The sequence below is a fragment of the Streptomyces sp. LS1784 genome (assembly GCF_020103755.1).
In the GTDB taxonomy this organism is placed as follows: Bacteria; Actinomycetota; Actinomycetes; order Streptomycetales; family Streptomycetaceae; genus Kitasatospora.
Genome location: NZ_JAHSQD010000061.1, coordinates 1 through 25,412 on the forward strand (window position 1 = coordinate 1; position 25,412 = coordinate 25,412).

At 71.8% G+C, this 25,412-nt stretch carries 27 protein-coding genes and 4 pseudogenes; 16 read left to right on the plus strand and 15 right to left on the minus strand.

The genetic code is table 11. The annotated features are described in order from the left end of the window. Together KS423_RS10605 and KS423_RS10610 are read left to right on the plus strand one after the other, a co-directional pair. On the plus strand, nt 1–571 hold a 571-nt coding region (locus KS423_RS10605), incomplete at its 5' end, for a hypothetical protein (RefSeq protein WP_224277585.1). A 77-nt stretch (nt 572–648) separates the two neighbouring features. Continuing rightward, complete coding sequence (locus KS423_RS10610; RefSeq protein ID WP_224277587.1) at nt 649–1,425, plus strand: L,D-transpeptidase family protein; 777 nt, start codon at nt 649–651, stop codon at nt 1,423–1,425. A gap of 212 nt (nt 1,426–1,637) precedes the next feature. Here the strand turns inward: KS423_RS10610 and KS423_RS10615 are convergent, their stop codons facing one another. The 4 genes from KS423_RS10615 to KS423_RS10630 are packed head-to-tail and all read right to left on the minus strand — an operon-like array spanning nt 1,638 to nt 4,551. After that, a complete protein-coding gene (locus KS423_RS10615; RefSeq protein ID WP_224277589.1) occupies nt 1,638–2,681 on the minus strand; it encodes a serine hydrolase in 1,044 nt (347 codons plus the stop codon). Then, complete coding sequence (locus tag KS423_RS10620; RefSeq protein WP_224277591.1) at nt 2,678–3,598, minus strand: hypothetical protein; 921 nt, start codon at nt 3,596–3,598, stop codon at nt 2,678–2,680. The genes KS423_RS10615 and KS423_RS10620 overlap by 4 nt, the downstream gene beginning before the upstream one ends. Continuing rightward, nucleotides 3,598–4,314: a hypothetical protein gene (locus KS423_RS10625; RefSeq protein WP_224277593.1), complete on the minus strand. Its 717-nt coding sequence runs from the start codon at nt 4,312–4,314 to the stop codon at nt 3,598–3,600. Before KS423_RS10625 ends, KS423_RS10620 begins: the two co-directional genes overlap by 1 nt. 21 nt (nt 4,315–4,335) lie before the next feature. After that, on the minus strand, nt 4,336–4,551 hold the full coding sequence (locus tag KS423_RS10630) for a hypothetical protein (protein ID WP_224277601.1): 216 nt from the start codon (nt 4,549–4,551) through the stop codon (nt 4,336–4,338). Between the two features lie 229 nt (nt 4,552–4,780). On the opposite strand from KS423_RS10630, the gene KS423_RS10635 reads away from it, so the two are divergent. The 5 genes from KS423_RS10635 to KS423_RS10655 all read left to right on the plus strand — a co-directional run bounded on the left by KS423_RS10635 (nt 4,781) and on the right by KS423_RS10655 (nt 8,644). After that, the gene (locus KS423_RS10635; RefSeq protein WP_224277603.1) at nt 4,781–5,158 is read left to right on the plus strand and encodes a hypothetical protein; all 378 of its coding nucleotides are present in this window, start codon (nt 4,781–4,783) and stop codon (nt 5,156–5,158) included. Nucleotides 5,159–5,463: 305 nt separating this feature from the next. Then, nucleotides 5,464–5,673, plus strand: coding sequence for a ferredoxin (locus KS423_RS10640; protein WP_224277605.1), 210 nt, complete (start codon nt 5,464–5,466; stop codon nt 5,671–5,673). Next, nucleotides 5,663–7,033, plus strand: a complete 1,371-nt coding sequence (locus tag KS423_RS10645; RefSeq protein ID WP_224277607.1) for an FAD-dependent oxidoreductase — start codon at nt 5,663–5,665, stop codon at nt 7,031–7,033. The genes KS423_RS10640 and KS423_RS10645 overlap by 11 nt, the downstream gene beginning before the upstream one ends. A 36-nt stretch (nt 7,034–7,069) precedes the next feature. Continuing rightward, complete coding sequence (locus KS423_RS10650) at nt 7,070–8,281, plus strand: cytochrome P450 (protein ID WP_224277609.1); 1,212 nt, start codon at nt 7,070–7,072, stop codon at nt 8,279–8,281. A 210-nt stretch (nt 8,282–8,491) separates the two neighbouring features. Further along, nucleotides 8,492–8,644, plus strand: a complete 153-nt coding sequence (locus KS423_RS10655) for a hypothetical protein (RefSeq protein WP_263454706.1) — start codon at nt 8,492–8,494, stop codon at nt 8,642–8,644. Between the two features lie 92 nt (nt 8,645–8,736). On the opposite strand, the gene KS423_RS10660 is transcribed toward KS423_RS10655, so the two are convergent. Both KS423_RS10660 and thrC read right to left on the minus strand, forming a co-directional pair. Then, on the minus strand, nt 8,737–10,323 hold the full coding sequence (locus KS423_RS10660) for a Na+/H+ antiporter (protein ID WP_224277611.1): 1,587 nt from the start codon (nt 10,321–10,323) through the stop codon (nt 8,737–8,739). A 533-nt stretch (nt 10,324–10,856) separates the two neighbouring features. After that, nucleotides 10,857–11,927 (minus strand): threonine synthase, encoded by a 1,071-nt coding sequence (thrC, locus tag KS423_RS10665; RefSeq protein ID WP_224277613.1) that lies wholly within the window; start codon nt 11,925–11,927, stop codon nt 10,857–10,859. A gap of 64 nt (nt 11,928–11,991) precedes the next feature. Here thrC and KS423_RS10670 point away from each other — a divergent pair, with 64 nt between their 5' ends. The 4 genes and pseudogenes from KS423_RS10670 (at nt 11,992) to KS423_RS10685 (ending at nt 15,025) form a co-directional block, all read left to right on the plus strand. After that, a complete protein-coding gene (locus KS423_RS10670) occupies nt 11,992–12,813 on the plus strand; it encodes a MurR/RpiR family transcriptional regulator (protein WP_224277615.1) in 822 nt (273 codons plus the stop codon). Nucleotides 12,814–13,070: 257 nt separating this feature from the next. Continuing rightward, nucleotides 13,071–13,313, plus strand: a pseudogene (locus KS423_RS10675) (IS21 family transposase); the annotation flags it as partial. 276 nt (nt 13,314–13,589) lie between these two features. Beyond that, a complete protein-coding gene (locus KS423_RS10680; protein WP_224277617.1) occupies nt 13,590–14,399 on the plus strand; it encodes a hypothetical protein in 810 nt (269 codons plus the stop codon). Nucleotides 14,400–14,569: 170 nt separating this feature from the next. Then, a complete protein-coding gene (locus tag KS423_RS10685; RefSeq protein WP_224277619.1) occupies nt 14,570–15,025 on the plus strand; it encodes a hypothetical protein in 456 nt (151 codons plus the stop codon). Between the two features lie 11 nt (nt 15,026–15,036). Here KS423_RS10685 and KS423_RS10690 read toward each other — a convergent pair whose 3' ends face one another. From KS423_RS10690 to KS423_RS10705, 4 genes are all read right to left on the minus strand, one after another. Further along, entirely contained in the window at nt 15,037–15,204 is a 168-nt protein-coding gene (locus KS423_RS10690) for a hypothetical protein (protein WP_224277621.1), read from the minus strand. 320 nt (nt 15,205–15,524) lie between these two features. Then, nucleotides 15,525–16,193, minus strand: coding sequence for a PolC-type DNA polymerase III (locus KS423_RS10695; protein ID WP_224277623.1), 669 nt, complete (start codon nt 16,191–16,193; stop codon nt 15,525–15,527). A gap of 470 nt (nt 16,194–16,663) precedes the next feature. After that, nucleotides 16,664–17,251, minus strand: coding sequence for an aminotransferase class I/II-fold pyridoxal phosphate-dependent enzyme (locus KS423_RS10700; RefSeq protein ID WP_224277625.1), 588 nt, complete (start codon nt 17,249–17,251; stop codon nt 16,664–16,666). Then, nucleotides 17,244–17,996, minus strand: a complete 753-nt coding sequence (locus KS423_RS10705; RefSeq protein ID WP_224277627.1) for a hypothetical protein — start codon at nt 17,994–17,996, stop codon at nt 17,244–17,246. The genes KS423_RS10700 and KS423_RS10705 overlap by 8 nt, the downstream gene beginning before the upstream one ends. A 233-nt stretch (nt 17,997–18,229) precedes the next feature. Here KS423_RS10705 and KS423_RS10710 point away from each other — a divergent pair, with 233 nt between their 5' ends. Continuing rightward, nucleotides 18,230–18,433 carry an EF-hand domain-containing protein gene (locus KS423_RS10710; protein WP_224277629.1) on the plus strand — a complete coding sequence of 68 codons (204 nt, stop codon included), beginning with the start codon at nt 18,230–18,232 and terminating at the stop codon, nt 18,431–18,433. 51 nt (nt 18,434–18,484) lie between these two features. On the opposite strand, the gene KS423_RS10715 is transcribed toward KS423_RS10710, so the two are convergent. Continuing rightward, on the minus strand, nt 18,485–19,327 hold the full coding sequence (locus tag KS423_RS10715) for a transposase family protein (RefSeq protein ID WP_224277631.1): 843 nt from the start codon (nt 19,325–19,327) through the stop codon (nt 18,485–18,487). 349 nt (nt 19,328–19,676) lie between these two features. Here KS423_RS10715 and KS423_RS10720 point away from each other — a divergent pair, with 349 nt between their 5' ends. Further along, nucleotides 19,677–20,375 carry an SDR family oxidoreductase gene (locus KS423_RS10720; protein ID WP_224277633.1) on the plus strand — a complete coding sequence of 233 codons (699 nt, stop codon included), beginning with the start codon at nt 19,677–19,679 and terminating at the stop codon, nt 20,373–20,375. Between the two features lie 156 nt (nt 20,376–20,531). Here the strand turns inward: KS423_RS10720 and KS423_RS10725 are convergent. Then, nucleotides 20,532–20,816 (minus strand): annotated as a pseudogene (locus KS423_RS10725) (alpha-hydroxy-acid oxidizing protein); the annotation flags it as partial. A 52-nt stretch (nt 20,817–20,868) separates the two neighbouring features. Between KS423_RS10725 and KS423_RS10730 the strand changes: the two are divergent. From KS423_RS10730 to KS423_RS10740, 3 genes and pseudogenes are all read left to right on the plus strand, one after another. After that, nucleotides 20,869–21,564: a hypothetical protein gene (locus KS423_RS10730; protein WP_224277634.1), complete on the plus strand. Its 696-nt coding sequence runs from the start codon at nt 20,869–20,871 to the stop codon at nt 21,562–21,564. Further along, the gene (locus KS423_RS10735) at nt 21,549–21,743 is read left to right on the plus strand and encodes a hypothetical protein (RefSeq protein ID WP_224277636.1); all 195 of its coding nucleotides are present in this window, start codon (nt 21,549–21,551) and stop codon (nt 21,741–21,743) included. The genes KS423_RS10730 and KS423_RS10735 overlap by 16 nt, the downstream gene beginning before the upstream one ends. Before the next feature lie 241 nt (nt 21,744–21,984). Further along, nucleotides 21,985–22,203: pseudogene (locus KS423_RS10740) on the plus strand (IS1182 family transposase); the annotation flags it as partial. Nucleotide 22,204: 1 nt separating this feature from the next. On the opposite strand, the pseudogene KS423_RS47980 reads toward KS423_RS10740, so the two are convergent. From KS423_RS47980 to KS423_RS10750, 3 genes and pseudogenes are all read right to left on the minus strand, one after another. Continuing rightward, nucleotides 22,205–22,351: pseudogene (locus KS423_RS47980) on the minus strand (transposase); the annotation flags it as partial. A 161-nt stretch (nt 22,352–22,512) separates the two neighbouring features. Then, nucleotides 22,513–23,430: a hypothetical protein gene (locus tag KS423_RS10745; RefSeq protein ID WP_224277638.1), complete on the minus strand. Its 918-nt coding sequence runs from the start codon at nt 23,428–23,430 to the stop codon at nt 22,513–22,515. Between the two features lie 121 nt (nt 23,431–23,551). Next, nucleotides 23,552–25,412: hypothetical protein (locus KS423_RS10750; RefSeq protein WP_224277640.1), on the minus strand; the 1,861-nt coding region annotated here is incomplete at its 5' end.

The following is a 25,412-nucleotide window of genomic DNA, read 5'->3' on the forward strand; positions in this document are numbered from 1 at the left end:
GGACCGGGGGGCGGCCGCGGGGCCGGCGGGGATGCCGCCCGCCGTGGCCTCGGTCCCGCCCGCTCCGGGCACGGTCCTGCCCCCGGGGACGACCATCCGCTTCCCGTCGCTGTCGGACGTGGCCGTCGACGTGCCGAACGGCTGGCACACCCGCGACGGCATCACCAGCGACTCCCGTGAGGGCATCGGCTTCCTCGCCACCCAGCCGCTCGACACGAAGTCGTCCTGCCCGAGGGCCGGCATCTGCGTACTCGCCGGACCGCTCACCGCCGACGGTGTCTTCGCCACCCTCCAGCTGATCGACGACCCGGCCCGGATCGGGCAGACCCCCATAGGCCCGGCCGCCCTCACCGAGGGCACGCCCGAGGCGCTCTGCACGATGTACGGCGGCACCCGGGAGCTCGTCGGGCACCGCGTCGTCGTTCGGGACGGCGTTCCCGCACTGATCAAGCTGAACGCCTGCCTGCGCGAACCGTCGGACCCGACGCTGCGGCAGCTGCAGCAGGTGCTCGACTCCCTGCGCACCACCACCGGGAGCCGCGCCACCACGCCGAAGACCCTGCGGGGCTGATCCGAACCCCCGCCTCCCGCCTCTGACATTCCTCTCCCGGCTTCTCCCGAAGCCCCTTTCCCGAAGGCTGAACCGCCATGTCCCTACCCCGTCGCGCCCTCGCCGGGCTGGCGCTGCTCCTCGTGGGCTGCGCGCCCGACACCGCCGCAGGGCCCGTGCCACCGGCCGCGGCCGTCCCCGACACACCCGCCGCTCCCGCGCCCGTACCGCCCACGTTGCTGCCGCCCGAGGCGGTCCGGGCCGCCCGACCCGCGCCGCCCGAACTGCCGCGCCAGCTCCCCGGGGTCGGGCCCGACCTGCTGGCAGCCATACCCGCCGGAACGCGGCAGGCGTTGGTCGTCACCGGTGACGGCCCCGACGCCTCGGCCGGCCGTGCCGTCCTCTACCGCAACGACGGCACGGGCTGGCTCGCCGGTCCGTCCTGGCCCACCCGCAACGCCCGGGACGGCTGGACCCCGGACCACCGTGAGGGCGATCTGCGCTCGCCGATCGGCGTGTTCACCCTCGGCGACGCCGGCGGGCGCCTGCCCGACCCTGGCACCCGGCTCCGCTACGACCGCTCCGACGCCTTCAGCATCTCCGGCACCGGTTTCGCGGGCGAGCCGCTCGCCGGGGCCTTCGACTACGTGGTGGCCATCGACTACAACCGTGTACCCGGCTCCTCCCCGCTCGACCGGCGCCGACCGCGCGGCGGGGGGTACGGCGGAGGCATCTGGCTGCACGTCGACCACGGCGGGCCCACCCACGGCTGCATCGGACTGTCCCCCGACCGCATGCGCGAACTGCTCCTCGCCCTCGACCCCGCGCTGCACCCGGTGGTGGTGATGGGCGACGCCCGGGCCTTGGCCCGCTGAGCGGCCGGGCGCCCGGTGCGGGCCGTCGCAGCTGCGCACGGTATGCCCGGACATGTGATCGCGCCACAGTCCGGGCGGAAGCGGCAGGCTCGACGCCGGCCGGGCACGGTCGGCCGTCGGCGTCAGGCTGGAACACCGACAACGCTGGCCCGACAAGCCACCCCGACGTGGCGCGGAACCTCAGCCCCCGAACCAGGGACGAAACCGCCCGGTCAGGTGGCGGTCGTCATCAGTTGCCCGAAGAGCCGCTGCCCGAGGGAGATCACGTGTTGGCGCCTGGACGGTGTGGCGTTGGCGAGGACCGCGACGCCGGCTGCGGTGTCCGGGCAGAACTTCAGGTAGCTGGTGAACCCGCCTGTGCCGCCCGAGTGCCAGAACCGGGTGCGTCCGTTGTGGGTCCGGCAGAACCAGCCGGGGCTGAACTGCTCCGGTCCGGCGTCGATTGTCGGCCCGGGCCGTTGTGTCCGGCCGATGGCGGTACCCAGCGGTCCCTGGCCAGGTGCCAGTTGGGATTGCAGGTAGCGCAGCAGGTCCGTCCCGGTGGAGTGCAGTGCCCCCGCCGGGGCGATCGCCTGGAAGGTCCAGTAGGGCACCGGGCGTCCGCGCCGGTGCCCGCTCGCCGCCGTCGGGTCGTCGGCCAGTGTGGTCGTGCCGGTCCGGGTCAGCCCGAGCGGGTGCAGGACCCGGTCCGCGAGGAGCCGGTCGTACGGCTGCCCGGTGGCGTTCGCGAGCAGCTGTCCGAGCAACGCGAGGCCGAAGGTGGAGTACCGGGCCGCCGCGGGCCCGCGGGTCGGGCGCAGGCGGGCGGTGGCCGCGTACAGGTCGTCCAGCGTGTAGCGCGAGTACGGGTCGGCGAGCAGACGCCGTCCGGCCCGCCGGAGGAAGCCGGGGGGCAGGCGGGGCAGCCCGCCGCGGTGGGTGGCCAGGTCGAGCAGCGTCACCGAACTGCGTCGCGGTCGGGCGTGGGCGGGGAGGTAGGCGGTGATCTGCTCCTGGTAGCCGACCTCGGCGCGGGTGGCCAGGTCGGCCAGGAGCAGGGCCGTGAAGGTCTTGGTGAGTGACCCGGTCTCGAATCGTGTGTCCGGGCCCACCGGCGCCGCCCCACCACGCCGCAGCACCCCCTGGCAGTGCACCGCCGACTCGGGGCCGCGGACGGCGGCCACCACCAAGCCCGGTACCGACGGCTCCCGGGTGAGCTCGGCGGTACCGGCGACGAGCAGTTCGGCGAGTTCTGCCCGGCCGGCGTCGACCGTCATGCCGACGCGCCTGCGGTGGTCAGTGCCCGGGAGATGGTGAGCGTGCCGGCGACCACGGCCACGATGGTCGGGTGGTGGTGGTTGCGAAAGGCGCGTTCGGGCTCGTCCGGCGGCCTGGTGACGCCGTTGGGCATCATGCCGTCCCTCCACTGCGCCTGGGCCAGCAGCTCCCAGACCGCGGGGAAGAACAGCGGTTGCCGCAGGCAGGCGCCCACCGCGAGCAGTTCGCCGAGCAGGTCCCAGTTGCGGGTCGCGGCGAAGACTTCGACCCAGGCGGGTAGCCAGCGGTGCAGGTACTCGTGCAGGTGCTCGGGCAGCCCGTCCGGGTCGGCGGCCCAGTCGGTGAGGTGGAAGACGGTGTGTGTGACGCCGTAGGCGTTGTTCGCGTCGAGCATCCACGGCTCGGGCCGGCCGCCGAGCCAGGTGCGCTCGACGAGTGCCGCGCGGTCGCTGTGGTCGGGCAGGCCGATCCGGCGCACTGCGGCCACCACCGCCAGGTGACGGTTCGGTACGTGCTCGGGGACCCGGGCGGAGCGCGTGCCGACCAGGTGGGCCAGCACGTCCTCCAGCGGTTGGTGGCGGTAGCCGACCGCGGCGAAGCTGGAGTAGATCTCCATCGGATGGGTCGCGGCGGGCGTGTGTCGCTGCATCTCGTCCAGCAGGTCGCCGGCGCGGAACTGCTGCCAGGCGAAGTCGAGCAGGGTGTCCGCGGTGCGCGCGGTGTCGGGCCCGCCGACCGTCTCGCGTTTGACCAGCGAGGCGGCGAGGGCCAGTTCGCTCAGCGCCTTGAGGCTCGGTCCGTCGATCTCGTGCACGGGCACGTCGGGCGGCAGCGCGAAGCAGCCGCGGACGGAGTCCAGCCAGGCCAGCGCCCGGGCGCCGATCTGGTGGGGGATGGTGAGCGCGGCGAGGTCCATCAGCGCACGGCCTCCGGATGGTCGAGGTAGCGGCGGGCCACTGCGGTCTCCAGCCGCACCCGCGGCTGGTCGACGGCGAGGGCGTCGAGGTGGTCGAGCGCGGGCGGCAACAGCGGCTCCGGGTGGGTGCGGGCGTCCAGGGCGAGCCAGCGGGCCAGCCGGGCCGCGCGCAGCCGGTCGCGCACGAGCAGGGCGTGGGTGAGCCCGCGTCCGAGGTCGAGCCGGCGGACCTTGGCCTGCTCGCGTTGCGGGCTCGCCAGGGCGGGCAGGGCCAGCGCGGAGAGTCGGCCGAGCGAGGCGGTCCAGGTCGGCCACGGCGCGCACTCGTCCTCCGCCGGTTCCCTCGGTTCGCTCAGCCCGACCCAGCCGAGCGCGTCGACGCCGAGGTCGGCCAGGGTGCGGCTGAGTGCCCAGTCGCGCAGCGCCCACAGCCGCGCGGTGGCGGGGTCGGCCGGCAGCGGGGCGGGGAAGGCCCGGACGGCCTCGCTGAGCAGCGTGACGTCTGCGGGCGCGAGCGGGCGGCGGTCCAGGACGAACGGCGCGAGCACGTCCGTGCCGAGCGCCCGCAGGGCCCCCAGTCCGGCCGCCTCGGTGTGCCGGGCGGCGAGTTGTTCCAGACGGAACGCATCGCCCGCGCCGCTCAGGGCACGGGCGATGTCGTCCGCCAACAGGTGCGTCGCCGTTTCGACCGACGCGCAACCGGAGGTACGGGTCACCGGCGGAATCCAGCCGCTCGCTCAGAACGCCATGGCGCAGGACAGGCTCTGCAGGACGCCTTCGAACGCGTCCTCGACCGGCTCCTGCTTGGTCGGGTTGGCCGACAGCAGCGCCGCGAGCAGCAGCAGGCCGAGCATCTCCGGTGCCTGCTCAGGCGACGTGCTTGCGGGGGCGTCGGCGGCAACCAGCTCCAGGACGGCGGCGCGCTGGGCGGGAGTGGGTTCACAGAAGGACATGATCATCACCTCACGTAGTCGAACGTATGCGCAACGTATCACTGCTCATCCTGGGCCCGCCTGCGGAGCACCACCGGGCGATCGGGTGATTCGCGAGCACTGCCGTACGTGCCCGTCCGGGAGTTCCGGGAGTTCGTCAGCCGCGCGTTGCGGGCGGGGCGGCTGGCAGACCCCCGACGGCCTCGACGCCCCCGGCCTCGCCCGCCTCCTCGGCACCTACGCGAAGCGCGTGCTCACCCCGCGTGGCTCCACCGCCGTCCCCGGCCTGGAACTCGTCACCGCGCTGCGCCCGCCGACCCGCGCGCTGCGCACCGAGACCGGCCGGACGTCCGGCCCGGTGGAGGGCTCCCGGCCCAAGGACGCCTTCGACCCGGCACCGCCGGAGGTCCCGGACGTGCACCCGCTCGCCCAGGACCGGGAACCGGAGAAGGAGCCGGTGACCGAGGCATCGGACTGGCACCGCGACCTGACCGACGCCGAGAAGGCCCCCGGCTGGGCGGCGGGCCTGGACATCAGCACGGCCTTCCTCGCCGCGGCCGACAGGCTCTCGCTGCCGCTGGGTCCGCCGGCCCGGGAGAACACCCGGTTGGGCGGCCGGCCCCGGTGACGGCGTGCGCTGGCGTGAAGGGCCCGTCCGCAGGCAGGATCGAAGGCGGGGCAGCTTTCCGTACCGGGCGAAGGCCCGCCCATGTCCACGCCCACCAGGCCCGGGGTCCACCCGGCCGGATGCCCGGCAACCGCCCCCCGCCTGAACGAGCGCCCCCGCGCGGACAGAACCTCTCACCCTGCAAACGGGCAACCGCTCGCGCGCTGGACGCTGAGATGCCCTGTCACCGGCGCGGTAGCCATGCGAAGGTCCGGCCTTTCCCTCACTCTGGAACGCAGAGGGGAGGCGACGGAGGGAGTAGTGGGATGCAGATCGTTGTGGACCTCACACGCTGCCAGGGCTATGCGCAGTGCGTGTTCCTCGCGCCGGAGGTGTTCCAGCTGCACGGGGAGGAGGGGCTGTTGTACGCCCCGGCCCCTCCCGACGACCAGCTGGAGCGCGTGCGCCAGGCCGTGGCGGCGTGCCCGGTCCAGGCCATCCTCCTCGGCAAGGAGGTGAGCCCCGGTGGCCGCTGACCTTCGAGAAGGCCGGATCGTCATCGTCGGCGCGTCGCTGGCCGGGTTGCGGGCCGCCGAGACGTTGCGCGAGGAGGGCTTCACCGGCTCCCTGACCGTGGTCGGGGACGAGCCCCATCCGCCCTACGACCGGCCGCCGCTGTCCAAGCAGGTCCTGCTCGGCCCGGTCGCGGCGGAGTCCACCGCTCTGCCGATGCGCCGGAACCCGGAGGCCGACTGGCGGCTCGGGGTGCGCGCCACCGGCCTGGACCCTCTCGGGAAACGGGTGGTGCTGGCCGACGGCGAATCGCTGCCGTTCGACCGGCTGCTGATCGCCACCGGCACCCGGGCCAGGCCCTGGCCCAAGGCGGAGGAGGCCGCCCTGGACGGAGTGTTCACCCTGCGCACCCGCGAGGATGCCGCCGGGCTGGCCGAGCGGCTGGCCGCGGGGCCACGGCGGGTGCTGGTGATCGGCGGTGGCTTCACCGGCTCGGAGATCGCCTCGGCCTGCCGGGAACGCGGTCTCGACGTCACAGTCACCGAACGCGGCCCAGCCCCCCTGGTGGGCGCGCTCGGCGGCACCCTGTCGAAGCTCGCGGCCGCCATGCAGCGCAACCACGGGGTGGACCTGCGCTGCGGGGTGACCGTCACCGCCCTGCGTGGCGACGGGAACGGCCGGTTCACCGGTGCGGACCTGTCCGACGGCAGCCACGTGGAGGCGGACCTGTGCGTCGCGGCCTTGGGTGCGGTCCGCAACGTCGAATGGCTGGCGGACTCCGGACTGGCAGCAGGCCCGCGCGGCATCGCCTGCGACGCCGGGTGCCGGGCCTTCGACATGTACGGCATCGTCACTGACGACGTCTTCGTGGCCGGTGACGTCTCCCGCTTCCCCCACCCGCTGTTCGGCTACCAGATGCTCTCCCTGGAGCACTGGGGCAACGCGGTCGCGCAGGCCGAAGTCGCCGCCCACAACATGGTCAATCCCGGCCCCCTGCGCCGCCCGCACCTTGCCCTCCCGACGTTCTGGTCGACCCAGTTCGGGCTCAACATCAAGTCCGTGGGCGTGCCCACCTTCTCCGACCACGTGGTCATCGCCCAAGGCACGCTGGAGGAGCGTCGCCTGGCAATGGTCTACGGCTACCAAGGACGGGTCACCGCCGCCGTCACCGTCAACATGGCCAAGTCACTCGACCACTACACGCACCTGATCGAGACCGCCGCCCCCTTCCCGCCCGCGCCCGGCGCGTCCGACCGCCCGCTCGCGGCCGAGATCCCGCTCCCCTCCGACGTGCCGGATCCGAAGGGGCTCTCCCACGGCCCGACCGTCGCGCTCACCGGCCACCTGCCCGACCGCCGACTGACCGTGGTCCAGCCCACCTGACCCACATCCCGCCCAACGCACGAGGAGCCGTACCCCATGGCCGCCGCCGACACCCTCCTGGAACGGATCACCGACTACGCCAACCGCCCCAACCCCTACCCGCTCTACGCGGAACTGCGCGAAGCCGGTCCCGTCGTGCGGCAGGCAGACGGCAGCTACCTGATCGGCACCTACCACGAGATCACCGCGCTCCTCCACGACCCACGAATCAGTGCCGACCCCCGCAGCCTCACTGCCCCATCCGCGCAGCCATCCCACGAGACACCGAAGCCGCCGTTCCTACGGCTCGACGACCCCGAGCACCACAGGCTGCGCAGCCTGGCCATGCGACCGTTCGGCCCGCCGCACAGCCCCGGCCGCGTCGACGCCATGCGCGGCCAGATCACCGAAGTCACCGGGGAACTGCTCCAGAACCTCCAGGACCGCACCCAGATCGACATCGTCGACGACTTCGCCTACCCGCTGCCCGTCACCGTCATCTGCCGACTGCTCGGCGTCCCCCAGGAAGACGAACCACAGTTCCGGCAATGGTCCGACGCGATCGTGGCCTCCGCCGACGTCAGGCCCGACGAGGAGTCCTCCGCCGAGCGGGACCGGGCCGGCGAGCAAGCGCGGATCGAGATGGGCCAGTACCTGGTAAACCTCGCCGAACAGCGCCGCGGCCAGCCCACCAGCGACATGCTCTCCGCGTACATCAACGAACCCGACCCGACCATGCGGCTCACCCACGAGGAACTCGCGCAAACGGCCGTACTGCTCCTCATCGCCGGACACGAAACCACCGTCAACCTCATCACCAACGGAGTCCTCACCCTGCTGCGCCACCCCGACCAACTGGACCGGCTGCGCCGCGAACCCGACCTGCTACCGGCCGCGGTGGAGGAGCTGCTGCGCTACGAGTCCCCGGTCCACATGCGGCAACGCATCCCCCTCGCCGACGTGGACATCGCCGGCACCACCCTTCCCAAGGGCACCTCCGTCGTGCTCGTGCTGGCCTCAGGCAACCGCGACCCCAAGCGGTTCCACGATCCCGACCGGTTCGATCCCACCCGCCCGGACAACCAGCACCTCGGCTTCGGCAGCGGCATCCACCTGTGCTACGGCGCACCGCTCGCCCGCATCGAAGCCCAGGCCGCGCTCGGCGCACTGATCCCCCGACTCACCGGCGCAACCCTCCTCCAGGACCCACCCCCCTACCGGCACGCCGCCATGCTCCGCGGCCCCCGCCACCTCCCCATCCGGCTCTGAACTTGACTCTGTCGGGGATCTCGATGTCCGGCCGCCTGTGATCACGGCGGTGCGTCAGTCCTGCGGGTGCACAAGGCCCGTGGGCCAGGTCAGCAGGGGCCGGTACGACTCCTACCCGACATCCCCGCCGACCGCCGCCCCGCTCATCGTGGCCCGCTTCACCAAGGGCGTGCCGTCACCCGCGGCGAACTCCCGCCAGACACGGACCCGATGCTCCTGATGGACCTGCTGGCCGGAGCCGCCTGGCTCCGGATCGTCTTCCGTCAACTCCCGCTCGACGAGCACGACGCGACGCGTGCCGTCGACACCGTCCTGACCGGAGCCGCCCCGGCGGTCCGGACGGGAGGTCTGTCCGCGTCCTGAAGGGTTCGCCGAAGCCGTAGTGCCGGGCGTGGTGGTAACTGCGGCCGAGTTCGCGCAGTACAGATGCGGGTATCGCTTGCCGCGCAGACCCGTCAGTCACGGGCACGGAGGCTGGCTTCCTCGAGGTCGAGTTCGCGCTGGATCCGGCGCCGGGTGGCGTTGCTGATCGTGTTTGCCTCGTAGAGGCGCTGGAGCTCGGCCGCCTCGATGCCGATGAGTGTCCGGCGGATCTCGCGGTAGGCGTCGGCGGGACGGGCGTCCGGGTCGCTGTAGTGGGCATCCTCCGCTTGGTGGATGCGCGCTTCCAGATCGCGACGGGCCTGTTTCAAGGCGGCCTCAGCGGCCGTGCCCAGTTCGGCGAGCTCATCCAGATCGCCAAGCTGTCTGAGCTCTTCGAGAGCGGTGTGGGCAATGTGCCGGCGGGTCCGGGCCTCCTCGCGGGCGGTGTGCTCCGGTTCCAGAGCGATGCCCGAGCGGCGGACGACAGGAGCGAGGGTGAAGCCCTGGAAAACGACGGTGAGCGCGATGGTACCGGTGGTGAGCGTGAGGATGAGCGCCCGGTGCGGCAGCGGCGCCCCTGTGTGGGTGACCAGGGGGATCGAGAGCGCGGCAGCCAGCGGCATGACGCCTCGGGTGCCCGCCCAGGACAGGACGGCCGGAACGCGCCAGGAGAGGCGACTGTCGCCCTCCTTGTGCCGGTACTGGATCAGGGTGGACAGCGGGAAGATCCACAGCAGGCGGATCGCCAGCACGGTGAAGGCGATCACCGGCACCCACAGCGGCCAGCCGTGCTCGTCGTGCGCGAGGTGACGGACGGTGGAGGGGAGCTCGAGACCGATGAGGGCGAAGACGACGCTCTCCAGGAGGAAAGTCACGGTGTCGTAGACGGCGTGGATCTGGAGACGGATGGGGGCGTTGCTGAGCTTGTGGCCGGTGCTGCCGAGGACGACCCCGGACACGATGACGGCGGTCACGCCGGAGGCGTGCGAGTCCTCCGCGATGACGTACGAGGCGTACGGCGTGACCAATGCGATGACGGTCTCCAGCACGGGTTCCTCGGTCCGTCTGCGGATGAGGGTCACCACTGCGGCGACCGCCGCGCCGATGAGGGCTCCTCCGCCCGCGAGGATCAGGAACTGCTCGACGGTCCCGGACACGGTGATGGCGCTGCCGGAAACCGCGGTCGCCACGGCGACCTTGTACAGAACCAGCGACGTGGCGTCGTTGAACAGGCTTTCCGCCTGCACCATGGCCTGCACACGCGCTGGGAGGGACAGGCGCCGGCCGAGTGCGGTGACGGCCACGGGGTCGGTGCTGGCCAGGACAGCGCCGAGGATGAACGCGGTCGCGGTGGTGAGCGGGGTGATCGCTCGGGCGACGTACGCGACGGCGATGGCCGAGGCCAGGACCAGACCGAAGACCAGGCCGGTCACAGGCCGCCACACGCTGCGCAGGTCGCGGACAGAGATTTCCCCGGCCGAGGCGTAGAGCAGTGGCGGCAGCACCAGCACGCTGATCACGTGAGGCGGCAGGCGGACCTCGGGAACCCAGGGAATGAGCCCGACGACCAGACCGGCGATGACGAGGAGCGAGGGAGCGGGCAAGCGCCAGCGCCGGGCACCGGTCGCCACGGCCGTGGCCAGGACCACGAGCAGCAGGATGACGGTCAGGCCAGTCATACAGTGTCCCCGGTGGGTTACGGCTTGTTACCCCCTCTGACCACGTGCTCTATCAACGTAACCGGATTACGGACGCCGGCCCACCGCGCAACGACGGCCTCAGCGACAAGGACTGGCCCCCTGGCCGGCGTACGGTGAAAAACGGCTGCTTGAATCGCCCCGCGAGGAGGAACGCCGTGGGGCGTCAGGCGTCAGCGCCGGGTGAGGGCGGCTTCCGCGATAGGCCCTGGCCGTCCGGACTACCGAGGACGAGGGCCTGGAAGACCGCGTCGACGTGGGCTCTGGCTCAACTCCTGTGGTGTCGGTCCGGGGCCGGGTACATCGGAACCTCGGGAGATGGAAATCAGCAGGTCAGCGATCTGCTCCGAGGTCGCTCCGCACGCACACGGTCGAGCTCCGCAGAGCTTGAGCCAGAACCGGGCTTCGGACAGCACCTATGGGGCGATCACATCGAACAGGCGCGGGGTGGATCGTCCTTGCTGCGGTCAGGCGCGGGAAGGGCTCGTCGGGGAGGGCGCGCCCGTCGCCGGGGCTCAGCCGGGAGTGGTGAGTGCCAGGGCGCGGGCGACGTGGGCGGTGGATGAGGTGGTTTCGAGTGGGGTGTAGCCGTCGCGCAGTGAGGCGTCCTGGTCCTTCAGGCCGTTTCCGGTGAGGGTGATGACGACTGTCTGGCCCGGGGCGAGATGGCCGCGGCTGTGCTGGTCGAGGAGCCCGGCGACGCCGGCCGCGGAGGCCGGTTCGACGAAGACGCCGTCGTGGCGGGCCAGGAGTCGGTAGGCGGCGAAGATCTGCTCGTCGGTGACGGCGGCGATCAGGCCGTCAGACTGGTCTCGGGCGTCGACGGCTCCCTCCCAGGTGGCCGGGTCGCCGACGCGGATCGCGGTGGCGGCGGTCTGCGGGTCGGCGACGGGAGCGCCGTGCACCAGCGGTGCTGCTCCGGCGGCCTGGAAGCCCCACATGCGCGGGAGCCGGTCGGCGTGTCCTTCGGCGTGGTAGGTGCGGTATCCGCGCCAGGTGGCGGTGATGTTGCCGCCGTTGCCGACCGGTAGACAGTGGATGTCGGGGGCGGTGCCGAGCGCGTCGACGGTCTCGTAGGCGACGGTTTGCTGGCCGGACAGACGCAGCTCGTTGCCGACGCTGTTGACGAGGGCCACCGGGTGGTGGGCGGCGAGGTCGCGGGCGATGCGCAGGCAATCGTCGAAGGTGCCGGCCACTTCGACGATGCGTGCGCCGTAGCGGACCGCCTGGCCGAGCTTGCCGAGGGCGACGCGTCCCGCGGGGACCAGGACGGCCGAGGCGATCGCGGCCCGCGCCGCGTAGGCCGCGGCCGAGGCACTGGTGTTGCCGGTGGAGGCGCAGACGACGAGTCCGGCGCCGGCCTCCGCGGCCTTGCTGATGGCCACCGTCATCCCGCGGTCCTTGAAGGAGCCGGTGGGGTTGGCACCCTCGACCTTGAGCCGGACGTCGCAGCCGGTGAGATCCGACAGGTGCCGGGAGCGCAGCAGCGGGGTGTTGCCCTCGTTGAGGGAGACGGACGGGGTGCGGTCGGTGACCGGCAGCCAACGCCGGTAGCGGCTGTCGATGAGCCCTTGCCAGGTTTCCATGACCCAGAACGTAACACTTGTTTCATCTGGCCTGTCAATGATCTCTTGATGTAACATTCGGGTCATGGAATCCGTGGTGTCCCGACTCGAAGCCGCCTACCCCAGGCTGCCGCGGGGCGAGCGCGCGGTCGCCCGGGTCATCCTGGACGACTATCCGTTCGCCGCGCTGGAATCCCTGCGCACGCTCGCCGACCGCGCCCAGGTGAGCCCGCCGACCGCCTCCCGCTTGGTCGACCGGCTCGGCTTCGACTCGTTCACCGACTTCCAGGCCGGCGTCCGAGCCGACGCCCAGGACCGGTCGAGGCTGCGCGCGTTTGCCGCCCGGACCCCTGACACCGGCAGCGCCGCACGCGAACTACAGGACGGCCTGTCCAGCGCGCTGGCGGCCGTGAACACCCCTCTGCTGGACTCGGCGGCCGACGCCCTCGCAGCAGCCCGCTCGGTCTGGGCGCTGGGCGGCCCGCTCAGCGAACTGGCCGCCGACTACCTGGTCCGCCAGCTGGGCGCACTGCGCCCAGAGGTGCGACTGGTCCCCGGGCCCGCACACGAACAAGCCCGATCCCTTCTCGACATCACACCCCACGACCTCGTCGTCGCCTACGACTTCAGGCGCTACTCGGCCTCCACCTCCGCCTACGTCCGCACGGCCCGCGAACGCGGCGCGCGCCTGCTGCTCGTCACCGACGCCTGGAAATCACCCCTGGCCGACCACGCCCAGATCCTCATCCCCCTGCCCCACGAAGCCGCAGGACCGATCGCACCCCTCACCCACCAGGTTGCCGTGACCGAACTCCTCCTTGTCGCGACCGCGTCCCGCCTCGACACCGCAGCACGGCTCACCGAACTCGACACCCTCACAGCCTCACTGCGACGCGACGAGATGTAGGCCATAAGCCACGACACTTCGCTCCCCCCGGCCCGAGAGAAAGCAGCCCGCCTCCCCGCCGCGATCACTCCGGCACAGGACCAGGCCAACCGGGAGCATGCAGCCAATCGAACAGCTCCCCCAAGGCACTGCTGGCCGAAGCCCTGAACACATACTGTCCAAACCCGGGTTCTGGCTCACTTCCCGTGGAGGGCGGGCTGAGTGTGTGTCAGTGGGCGCGGCAGACTCCCAACGGCGGTCAGTTGGTCTCCCCGCCGGCCGAGGAACGTCTTCGGCTGCACCCGGTGCCCGAGCAGCCGTTCACCGCCGCGTTCGGCGAGAGCCGCCGGGCCGGCAAGGACTCGACGATCTCGGTCAACTCGGTGCGCTACTCGGTCCCGCACGAGCTCGTCGAGGAGAGCGTCCGGGTCCGTTTTCATGGCGACGACCTGATCGTGACCGCCATGGTCGCGGGCGGCGCGGCCGAGGTCGCCCGGCATGCCCGCTCCACTCCGGGCAACCTACCCGACGCCCAGGGCAGCAAGGACAACACCCGGTCGACGGCGCCGAGCCGCCGACGGCCGCATTCGGAAAGAGTCGAGGCCGGGAACGGCTTCGAGCATCTGCCGCATGCGGGTCCGTTCGGCGCAGTCCTCGAAGAAGACGATGGCGTCCGAACCGTGCACCGGATCGAAGGTGACGATGCGCAACTGGCCCGCACCGCACGAGGGTGCCCACTCGCCGCGGGAGGGGGCGTCGCTTGAGCCGGATGGGCATACCGGGTATACATACTCGGTATGCCCATCTGTCAGAACCTGCGCACCCTGCTCGGCCGGGGCCCGCGCATCGGCCACCGGTCGAGAACCGGGTTCGAGGCGCGCACCGGCGCCACCCGGCCGCTCAACGCCGGCCTGAAGGTCACCATGGCGAGTCCCGGAGTCGGCCTGGCGTTCGGCGTGACCGCCTCCCTCCTCAACGCCCTCTCCTCCCCGTACGGGAAGCTCGGCGCGCCACTCACGGGCACCGTCTGGGCCGGCGCCGCGAGAGTGTTCAGCCTGCTCCTGGGCGCCGGTTGGGCGTGGGCCGCACTGGCGGTCGCGACGGGCTGGCTGGCCGGGACGTGGGGCCGCGGTGCCCTTGCCGGCGCGCTGTCGCTCATCGCCGCCACAGGGGCGTACTACGTGACGGACGCACTGCTCCGGGACGAACCACTGGCCTTGTACAGGGATGAGCTGGCCTTGTGGTGGGCGGCAAGCGTGCTGTTCGGCCTCGCGCTTGGCGCGGTGGGCGCGGCGATCAGGCGGCCCGGGACGGCCGGCCTGCTTGCCGCGCTGACCGTGCCGGTGGGGGCCGGCGCGCAGATGGTCCTGCTGCCGCCCCGGCCTCACCTCGGCCCGACACCGGCCACCCTTCTTGCCGAGATCATCGTCTGGACCGCCGCAGTGCTGGGAGCCGGCGGCGCCGTCCGGCGGTTCCGGGCCGCAAGGCGTGCGGCCGAAGCCGGACGACGCTCCCGGCTCACCCCGCAGGCCGGCTCCGGTACCGGCACGACGCACGACAACCAGCGGTCCCCGGAACCGATCAGTCCGGCTCGCACCACGCCCTGATCAGAAGAACCGCCCCTGGACACCGGCCGGGCCGTCGCGCTCCGGAGGGAGCGGTCGCCGCAGTGCCCTTCGCGGGTGGGCGGGAGATGCCCCGGAAGCCGCGTGCGCGGAGGATTCCGTCGATCCCGGCGTTGCGTGGAGATCACGACAGCCCCTGGCAGGCTGGGGGCATGGCTTTCCTCAATGATCAGGAACTGAGCACGGCGATTCGGAATGCCGACTCACCGGCATGGTCTGTTCGCGCCGAGGCCGGTCGGCAGCTCGCCGGCTCGGACAGGATCGAGGACGTTGCGGACCTGCTCCACCGTCTTCTCCTGGACGCCCAGGACACCGCGGTCATCCAGGAGACGGCAGTGGCCCTGCTCGAACGCAAAGACACCATCGGCCTGCGTTGTGTCCTGCTGGCCTACAGCCAGGCGTGCACCAACGACGGGGTGGATGAGATCGGTGCCGCCCTGGACTGCAACCCCGAATGGATGACGACGGAAGGCGCGGACCGGCTGATCAAGCAGTACTGCGAACTGGCAACGGACCAGGACACCGGCGTCCGAGACGAAGCCCAACAGCTCCTGGCGCGGCTGCGGCCGCGCGAGGAATGGGCGAGAGACTCAGAGACGGACTCCTGACTCTCGGTTGCTCAGGGTTGGTCCGCGGCCAGTCGGCTGAGGTGTTCGAGGAACTCCTGCAGACTGGCCGCGGCCACCTCAAAGTCGTCGGACCAGGAGGCCGTGGTCGATCTCCGGATCCGCCCGCTGTCGCCGATCGCGAACAGATGCCCTTCACCACCGCTGGCGAACACCAGCACGGTCGATTCGTCGTCGATTCCCCGCGGGCCGTACCTCAAGCCGGAAAGCCGACCGTCTGCACGACGGCATGGGGCCACCTGGAACCGGAAAAGTGGGGCCGGCATCGCCCGCGTCGTCGGCGTCGGCCGGGCCGCGGCGGTGAACGGGCGCCGCGAGCACGAGCTTCCTCACACGCTCCGCCGCCAGGCGCAGCGACCCGTCCGCGATCCGGGCGAACAGCTCCTTCGCCTGGAGGCGGGAGTCCCACCCGGGCGACGTGGACGTGGTCGACGCCACCTTGCGCCGACAGAGGGGAAACCCGCGGAGCTGAGCCCCGCGGTCAGAACAGGGCGTTCTGCTCCGCCTCCGGCGTCGCCGGGGCGAGGCGTTTGGGCTGCAGCCCGGCGGCCATGTCCAGTTCCAGCAGGGTGCGCCACCGGCCGGTGGCGCACCCTTGAGTGAGCAGCCTGGCCAGGAGCTGGGCGGTGACTTCGACGTCGGGCATCGCGCGGTGCCGGTTGGCCGGCTTGGCGATGCCGTAGTGGCCGAGGAGGGTGTCCAGGCCGTACGAGCCGAGCCCGGGGGCGACCGCCTTGGCGAGGCGGATCGTGTCGAGCAGCGGCGTTGCGGCCAGGACGGGGCAGTGCATGCCTTGGTGGGCGATCATCCCGGCCTCGGTGGAGGCGTGGTGGGCCACCAGCCGGTACGGCGGCCGGGTGAGGTTGGCGTCGAGTCGCGTCATCACCTCGGCGGCCGGGGCCGCGTCGGCGAGCAGGGCTGCGGTGATGCCGGTCCGCGCGGTGTCGAGCGGGGTGACGGGGACGTCGGCGGGCGGGCGGATCAGGGACTCGAACCGGTCGGCCTCCACCAGGCGGCCGCCGTCGGCTCGCAGCGCGAGGGCGGCGACCTCGATCGGCTCGGCCGGGCGCCCGGAGGGGGTGAGGCCTTCGAAGTCGATGACGACGAACGCCGTGTCGGCGAAGCGCGGGTCCCGTATCAGCTGCTCCACGAGGCGTCCTCCTGTCGGATCGTCAACGCCAGCTGTTTGGTGTCCTGTTCGGTGTCGTGCGCGGTGAGCGGGACGACCGGCAGGGTGTCCACCGTAGCGCGCGCGGGGGAGGCCGCCGCTGGCGTAGCCGGAGCAGGCCGGGTGGAGGCGCGCGGCGGTGAGGCGGTGCGTGCCGGTGCTGTTGGGGGCGCCGAAACGGGCGAGGGGGGCGGAGAACTCCCGCGGCTTGGGCAGGGTCAGGCGCCACAGCGTGCTGTAGCCGTTGGGCCTCTCGCCGTCGGCTGCCGTGAGCGGAGCCAGCCCCGGGGTGCCGTCGACGGCGCGGTGGAGGGCGGCGGCCTGGCGGCGGCGCAGAGCGAGGGCTTCGGGGAAGCCGGCGAGGTGGTGGCGGGCGAGTGCGGCGAGCGGTTCGGCGAGGCGGCGGTTGACGCCGAGACGGCTTCCGGCCGGGGCGCCGGGGGCGGGGTCTGTCAGTGGGTGCGGTGGGCGGTGGCCCGGTCGGCGAGGAGGTAGCCGCCGTCCCCGCAGGCGATGATCTTGCCGTCCTTGAGGGAGAAGCAGCCGATGTCGCCGATGGTGCCGGCGTGGCGGCCCAGGGTGGCGGCGCCCTGGGCCTGGCAGGCGTCCCCGATCAGCCGCAGCCCTGCGGTGCGGGTGTGGACGGCCAGGCCGTGGATGCCGTCGGTGCGGTCGGCCAGGTGCACGGCGAGGACGGCCTTGGTGTCCGGACCGGTCTTCGCCGCGAGGTCGGCCAGGTTTACGCCGCGGCCGTCGGGAGCGGCCTCGACGAACACGGGGTGGGCCCCGACGGCGGCGACGGCGGCGACCGTCATGACGACGGTGACGGCGGGCAGCAGGACCACGTCGCCCGCGCCGATGCTGCAGGCGGCCAGCGCGGTGGTGATCGCCGCGGTGCCGGAGGAGACGGCGACGGCCCGGCGGGTGCCGAATGCGGCGGCCAGGTCCGCCTCCAGCGCCGCCGTCTCCCGGTATCCGGTCGGGTCGGGCATACGGGCGACGGCCGCGGCCATCGCCCGGTGGCCGGTGTTCTCAGGCACGGGAAGCCTCCTGCCCGGTGGGTGCGAGGACGGGGAAGCCGGTGAGCGGCCACAGGTTGACGCAGTCCACGGAGAACAGCGCGCAGTCGCTGCCGCAGCCGGGCGGGACCTGGAAAAGCTCCCGGGCGGTAGCGCCCTTGATGCTGCGGTGCCGCTCCGGCGGGGTGGCGGCGATCGTCAATCCGGAGGGGCAGTCCCACACCGTGCCGTCCGGCTGCACGAAGTACAGGGTGTCGCTGCCGAAGCAGCCCGGCACGAGGTCGGTCGGCCTGGCGACCGCGGAGGCGACTTGGCCGGCGTAGGCGTGCTCGGGCAGCACCGGCGGCGGACCGGCGGCGTACAGCTCGTCGAACCGGGCGGTCAGCTCGGGCAGCAGGTCGGCGGTCAGGGACAGTTCGGCGGACAGGCGGTGGCCGGCATCAAGGGCGATCGGCTGCGGAACGGCGTAGTCGCAGCCCAGGCCTGCGGCGAGTTCGGGCATGGCGACGATGTCGGCGAGGTTGAGGCGGGTGATGACGTTGTAGATCCCGTCCTTGGGCCGGGGCGCGGGCCCGCGGGCCTCGATCAGCGCGCCGATGCCGCGGACGACGGCCTCCCAGCCGTCGCTGTCTCGGCGCGGTGGTCGCCACTGGTCGTTGCGGATGGGGACGGCGCTGTCCAGCGACACCGACACGGCGTCGACGCCGAGCTCGACCAGCGCTTCGCGGATCTCGGGCCGGTTCAGCGCGACGCCGCTGGTGCACACCACCACGGGCCTGCCGGCCCTGTCCTGGGAGGCCGGGTCGAGGTCCTTCGCGGCGGCGGCAAGCCGTCGCGGGAGTAGTACTGTAGCTCGAAGCAGCGGTTGCCTGACATTGCCCGAACGGCCCTGTCGTGCGATCAGCACAACAGGGCCGTTCGGCTTTTCTATCCCATGGCCTCGCGAATTTTCCGCCTATGCTTCGGAGCGCCAGAATTTTCCGAGGCAGAGGAGCAGAAATGAGCGACAGGGACAGCGTCCGGCGCCAGTTCGACGAGATCGACACCGATCACGACGGCTACATCGCCTCCGACGAGTTCAGGGCGTTCCTTCAGAAGAACCCCAAGGTCAGCGACGCCAACGCCCGCGCGGCCTTCGACTTTGCCGACGAGAACGGCGACGAACAGATCAGCTTCGAGGAATTCTCCAGGTTCATCCGATAATTCATCGGACAATCAGCCTGAGGCGGTTTACTGATCGGCGGGTGAACCGCCTCAGGCTTTCAGCGGCGAAGTCGGTACACCGGGTGCCACCGGCTCCGCCAGGCCGTCCGCGACCAGGCCGTCCGGGTTGTGGACGATCACCGTAATTGGCTCTGTCGTGGATCTTGTGATGCCGATCAGCGAGGCGGATAGAGTTGCCCCGCAGGCCGAGAGGGGTGACGGTGAGCTCGACAGGGGCGGTGGGTGGTCGGCGTCATCCCTGACGCGGAGGCTCGGGAACTTCCGGACCGTTACGTCCATTTCCGGATGGCCCTTCAGCCATGCGGCCGGCGGTTCGGCACTCCGGCCAGGCAGCACGTCCGCCGGGCGCCGCCTCTCCAGGTCCACCAGGATCGTGGCGTACGAGTCGCCCTTCCGCAGCGCGAAATCGTCGACACCGAGTACGCGGATTGGCATGACGGGTTCTTCCGGCGCGGTGCGGACCAGACGTAACAGGGTGTCCTTGGCCACGCGCAGGCCCAGCATCCCGGCCAGACGGACACCCGCGCGACCGGCCGGCGCGAGGGCGATCGAGGTCAACTGCTCACGAACCAGTGGCGTGTAGCGGGCATGCGGGCTCGTCAGCCCCGCGATCTGCTCAGCGAAAGTCACCGCCCGGCACCCCGGGTTCCGGCACGTGAACCGCCGTACCAGCAACTCGATCACCACATTGGCACCACCGACAGCGGCATCCGCGAGCCGTCGCATGTACCGGCCGTGTACCCGGTCCGAGGCACTACCGCAGTGCGGACAGTGCGCACCCGCCGAGCGGGCCCGCGCATGCAACGTGACAACCCCGGTCGCAGCTTGATCCACCAACTCCACCAGAACACCGGCCAGATGAGGGAACAGCACCTCGAAACTCCGCGAAGAACACGCGAGACATGATCACAGCCAACCGCTGGTTCCTCGCGTACTCCTCTCCGTCATGCTTGCCGGACCAGGAGCGTGAGCGCAGCCCGGGCCCTGCGCGCCGCGCAGGGCCCAACATGGGGGCCGGCAGGGCGGGTTCGGCCACTTCGTACGGCATCGTGGCCGGTCAGCGATGGCGTGCCGGCTCGGCGGGAAGATCGCTGGGTATAGTGCAGGCGTTTCGGGGAACCGGCGACCCGGAGTCGGCCGACCTCACGCGCCACCTCGCGTTCATCGGCATCCGGGACCCTGGCGGAGCCCCGATGACCCATATCGCTGAGGAGGCCGTCCCATGGAACCCGTCACGCTCATCACCGGTGGCTCGACCGGAATAGGCGCCGCCACCGCCCGCGCCCTGCTCAAGCAGGGCCACCGCGTGGCCGTCACCGGACGTGACGCAGACAAGCTGGCCGCCTTCGCTGCTTCGGCCGGAGCGGGCGAGCGGCTGCTGACGATCACCGGCGACACCAGCGACGCGCACGACGTCGCCTCCGCCGTGCGCCGCGTGGTGGACGCGTGGGGCCGACTGGACAACGTCATCGCCAACGCCGGTTTCTCACTGCCCGGCAACCTGGAGAGCCACGCCCCCGAGGACATGCGCGCCATGGTCCTCACCAACGTCCTGGGCCCGGCCCTGCTGGTGCGGGAGACCCTGCCGCACCTCAGGGAGTCCAAGGGCCGGATCGTGATCATCGGTTCGGTCGCCGGGGTGCGCAACACGCCTGGCAACCTGTACTCGGTCACCAAGTGGGCCGCGCACGCGCTGGCCGAGAATACCCGGCTGCTGGTCGGCAAGGACGGAGTCGGCGTGACCGTCGTCGCCCCCGGGGTGGTGGACACCCCGTTCTGGGACGAGCGCGGCGGCACCCCCGAGGCGGCGCCGACGATGACCGCCGAGCAGATCGCGGACACGATCGTCTTCGCCGTCAACCAGCCCGCGGGCGTGGACATCAACCACATCACCATGCGGCCGACCGGGCAGCTCGGCTGACGCCGCGCTCCCAACGACCGTACGACAAGACGCCTTGGGCCCCCGCCGCATACCACGCGGTGCAGGCCGAAGGCGCCTTCGGGCGTCCGGGTGGACGCGCGGCGTCAGGGGGAGAAGTGGGCGCCCCCCGGGAAGGACCACCCCGGACCGCTCGAAGTCGGCCACGGTGGGCGCCCCCATCAGGGCCATGACCTCCTCGAACTCACCCATGAGCAGCCGCAGGACGTCCGCGACGCCCTCCGCGCCGGAGTGGACGAGCTCCCACAGGGCCGGGCGTCCGACCATCACCGCGTCCGCGCCCAGGCACAGGGTCTTGGCGATGTCGGCGCCGTGCCGAACCCCGCCGTCGAGGACGACCGCGCACTGCCCGGCGACGGCGTCCACGATCTCGGGGAGGGCGTCGGGGGCACTGCGGGAGAAGTCCAGGTGGCGGCCGCCGTGGTTAGAGACGACTGGGAGTGTGGGTCAGTAACGGGCAGTTGATCGGGCGCCCGTGATCGCGGTGTTCTGCGCGGTCGGCGTGCTCGTCGGGGTTCTCATGGCGCGCGGCTGGGGAACGGCCTGGCAGCGCAAGGCGCTGCTGGCCTACGGATGGCTGTCCGCCTGCGTGCTGACCTTCCTGGTTCCCGACTACTCACTGCTCGGTCTGCTGGTGTTCTCGCCACTGCTGCTGGTGTTCGCCGTCACCGGTGTGCCGGGGCACCAGACCATGGGCGACATCCTGTACTGGCACCGCGGGAACCTGGTCATCGTCTTCGTCGGCGGTCTGCTCTGGGCGGCGATGACGCTGGCGTACCAGCGGCGCACCAGCGGGCAGTGCGTGCGGTGCGGGCGCGGCGCCGGGGCCGCCGCGCCGTGGACCGAGGCGGCCACCGCGCTGCGCTGGGGGCGCTGGGCGGTGTGGACGGCAGTGATCTCGACCCTTCCCTACGACCTCACCCGACTCGCCTGGTACTTCGGCTGGCCGCTGGGGATCAGCGACGCGTTCCTGAAAGACATGCAGGACACACCCCGCATACTGGAGATCGGCCTTGGGCTGGGGATCGTCTCCACACTGGGCAGTCTCCTGACACACGGTCTGGTCAGCCGCTGGGGTGAGGTGTGGCCGCGCTGGGTGCCCGTCAAGAGGGGCAAGAGGATCCACCCGGCCACGCGATCGTTCCAGCCTCGATCGTGTCGGTCGTCCTGATCCCCGGCGGACTGATGAACATCCGGGGCTACGACGCCGCGATGCCGGGCACCAACGGACCGGGCATGTTCTGGCTGCTCTGGGGAGCGGCCCTGGGCATCGCGACCTACTCGTACCACCTGCGACGCCGTGGCGGGTGCCGGTACTGCGGACAGGGGCAGCACTTGCCCACGCCATGACAGGTGGCAACCCCAGCACCCGCTGTCTCGGGAAACGATCTCTAGCCGGCTGCCAACCCGCCCTGCTCACCGCCACTCGTGAACGCCCGTCCGCAGTGGCCGTCCCCCTCATCTGCTGAACCATTGCACCCCCGCTCGGCTACGGTCCAGCGGGGGTGCTTCTCGTCCCCGGAGCGGGCGACCTGCGTGCGGATCGTGATCATTCATCCGAGATGATCCCGGTATGCGTGACCAGGAGTGGCTGTTCGAGGCCGAGCCGGTCGAGCCAGAGCAACCGCGGGCGCGTGGGGTCGGGGCGGGTAAGAAGTTCCGGGCGGTTGACCCGGGCCAGGTGCTGTTCTTGCCGCCGTCGCTGAACGACTGGCTGCCCGAGGACCACCTGACCCGGTTCGTCGCCGACCTGGTCGACGAGGTGTTCGACCTGTCCCCGGTCCTGGCCGATTACACCGAGAAGCGCGGGTCGCATTCACGACCTCCCGCAGATCACAGGACCCCGGATCCTCGGTAGCCGACCGTGCCACCCTGCCCTGCTTCCAGGCCGTGATCATCGGCTCGATCAACGCCCACTGCTCATCCGATAAGTCGCTCGGATGCGCCCGTCTGTCCATGAGCCACAGAACATCGCCCGAGCCCCGACTGGCACGCCAGTGCGGCCGACGTTCACACGAACGAGCGATCACGAACCGGGAGAAAAGGGACTTAACGTCCTCTCGGGTAGCCGTCACCCTCGCCTCACTCCTCAGGTGGGCGTGATCTTTGACGCCGGTTCCTAGCCGACCAGGCGGCGGCGCCAGTCGAGCGGGGTGACGGTGATGGCCCGGCCGGGGTCATGATCCCACTCGGCGGGGAGGCCGACTGCTTCGAGGGCAGCCACGACCTCGTGGCCGATGGCTGCAGTGGTCTCGGACGAGCCGTCGAAGCCGCCGTAGAGGAGCATCAGTCCGTGGCCGGCTGCGGCGGAGTCCGTGCACTGGGTGTGGAAGTAAACGAAGCCGCGGGCGTCGGGCCCGCCTTCGCCGCCGATCTCGGACTGGCCGCAGCTACGGCAACAGGTGAAGTTCTCGCGGGCGGTGATGCCGGCGTCCTGCAGGGCGGTGAACGCGCGGGTGAGCCGCTCAGGGTCGGTCTCGCCCTGCCATTCGGCCTGCTCCGCGACCCGCTCCACCCACAACCGGTCGGCCAGCGCCTCCGCCTGCTCGCGCGAGACGGGCCGGCGGTCCTTGGTGACCAGGAACTCCTCAGCAAGCTCCGCCAGTTCGGCGCGGGAGGCGTAATCGCCTGCGAGCACCTCGCGGACGCGCTTCTCCAACTCCACGCGCTCGCCTTCGTCGAGGTCGAGCGGCGGTACGTCACGGGCGGGGCCCATGTCCAGCAGCGACCAAGCCAGACCACTGTCCCATCCGGCCTCCTGGCGGGCCCAGCCGGTCATCGCCGCAATCACGACCTCAGGCCCGTCGGTCATCGCCTGGAAGTGCCGGTCGGCGGCACCGTCGCGGTACTCCAGCGTGTAGTCACCACCGGCCTTGTGCCAGACCTGGGCGAAGATGTCAGGCAGGTCGGGTATGCGCTGGACCACCAGGAACAGGTCACCGTCACCACCGATTCGCCGGACCAACCCAGCCAGCTCCTCGGCGGACACACGGACGTGCCGCTCCCGGTTCTCCGTCTTCACCACGATCTCGAGCATGCGCAGACTCTGACACGCCCCTCTGACTGCAGACCTCCCGGGACCCGCGACGCAACTGCTGCTGCGACAGCTCGACCAGCCGTGTTCCTGGTGGTCGTTGGCCGAGGTTTGACGACAGTTCCTAGGGCAGCAGGAGTTGCTGGGTCGGTCCGGAGAGGCTGAGCAGGTGCTCGATGATGGCCGCCACCGGGTCCGGCTGCGGGTCGAGGGCGGTGAAGAACCGGTCGATCTCCGTTGGGCCGGCCGGGGGCGGCGCGTCGAGGCAGTGTCGCGCCTGGGTGCGGGTGTGGGCCAGGGCAGCCGTCCAGGCGGCCTGCTCCGCGGCGACCGGGACGGGGAAGTAGGCGTCGGCCCGGTCGGCCGCGTCGAGCAGCTCCGTGCAGGCGCGCCGCAGCGCTGCCGCGTCCACCCCGCCGTCGGGGCCGACACTGCGGTCGGCGGCGGCGAGGGCGTACTCGTATTGCTGCATGATGCTGCGTCCCCCGAAGTAGCCCCAGGCCCACACCTGCAGACCGGCGGTCAGACTGTCCACCGGTCTGCGCTGCACTTCGGTGACGAGCGGGTCCGCGCCGGAGCCGACCGCGCCGGAGCCGGTGCCTCCGGGCACGGTGTAGCCGACCAGGCCGATTCCGAGCAGGACCAGGCAGCCGACGGCGGAGCAAGTGCGCCGTAACAGGCGGTACTTGGGGCCCGGCCCGGCCTTCGGGCGACGGGAAGCGGCAGGGGCCCGACGGCGGAACAGCGCAGCGGCGGCGGCGACCGGGAGCGCCGCCACGATGCTCGCCATCGCCGCCACGGCGAGGAACTGGGGCAGGAAGAAGGCGAGCAGCTGCCGGCCGTTCCCGACGGGGAAACCGCAGGAGGCCCGCACCGTCTCCAACCCGGGCACACAGCCGTCGGTCGCGTTCACGGCGAGCAGGACGGTCAGGCCGACGGCCGTCGCCGTGCCCGCACCGACGGCCGCCGCCGCACCGCTGCCCCGGCCCAGCAGCGCCGCGGCCACCGCCGCGAGGACCGCACCGCACAGCAGCAGCACGAAGAGCCAGCCGCTGTAGATCGTCAGGGTCGGAACGAACACCTGCTGGTCCCGCCAGATCCACACATGGGCCCGGTACGTGAGGACGAGGGCCCCGGCGCCGACGGCCGCGCCGCACAGCAGACCCGGCAGGACGCCGGAGGCGCGGGCGCGTACCCCGCCGAGCAGCGGGATGGCCAGCGGGACGAGCCACAGCCCGACGGTCAGCCAGACGGTCCACCGAAAGAGGGCCAGGATGACGACGATCAGCGTGAGGTTGGCGATGACCTCCGAGGTGGTCGAGGGCGCCAACTGCTCCGAGGGCTCGAAACCGGCGTTCAGGAACGAGAGGGCGGTGGCGGAGGAGTACGGCATCCCGGCGGCGAAGGAGGTCCCGGCCGACTGCCACCAGCCGTACCACCAGGCGAAGGCCGCAGCGGCGACGGAGACGGTGGCCGCCCCGGCCGCCGACCGCCGCAGCCCGGGCCGCAGACCGGCGGAGAGCGCCGCGCAGCCCGCCGTCCACCAGAGCACGGCGGCGGGCACCAGCACCGGCAGCAGGAGCAGGAGCGCCTCGGGGAAGCGGGGTGCCCAGTCCAGCCCGAGGAACTGGTTGCAGACCAGCTCGCCCAGCAGGTTGCCGGCCCCGAACCAGAGCCCCGCCCGCAGACCGGATGAGCGGACGGCCCCCGGTGGGCCGTGGACCACGCTGCGCCGGACGGAGCCGGCTGCCACGGCGGCGGCCAGCACGGCCGCCGGCCAGACCCCGGGGTTGCCCGGCCCGGTCGGCAGATAGGTGTTGAGGCCGGGGGTGAAGGTGAGCAGATAGCCGAGGACCACGACCGACACCCCGGTCAGCACCAGCTGCGGCGGCCGGACCGCGACCGGCGCGGAGGCGTCGGCCAGCGCGGCGACCCGGGCCTCCCAGGAGGGGTGGGTCCGCAGCAGCGCCCGCACGGCCCGCACC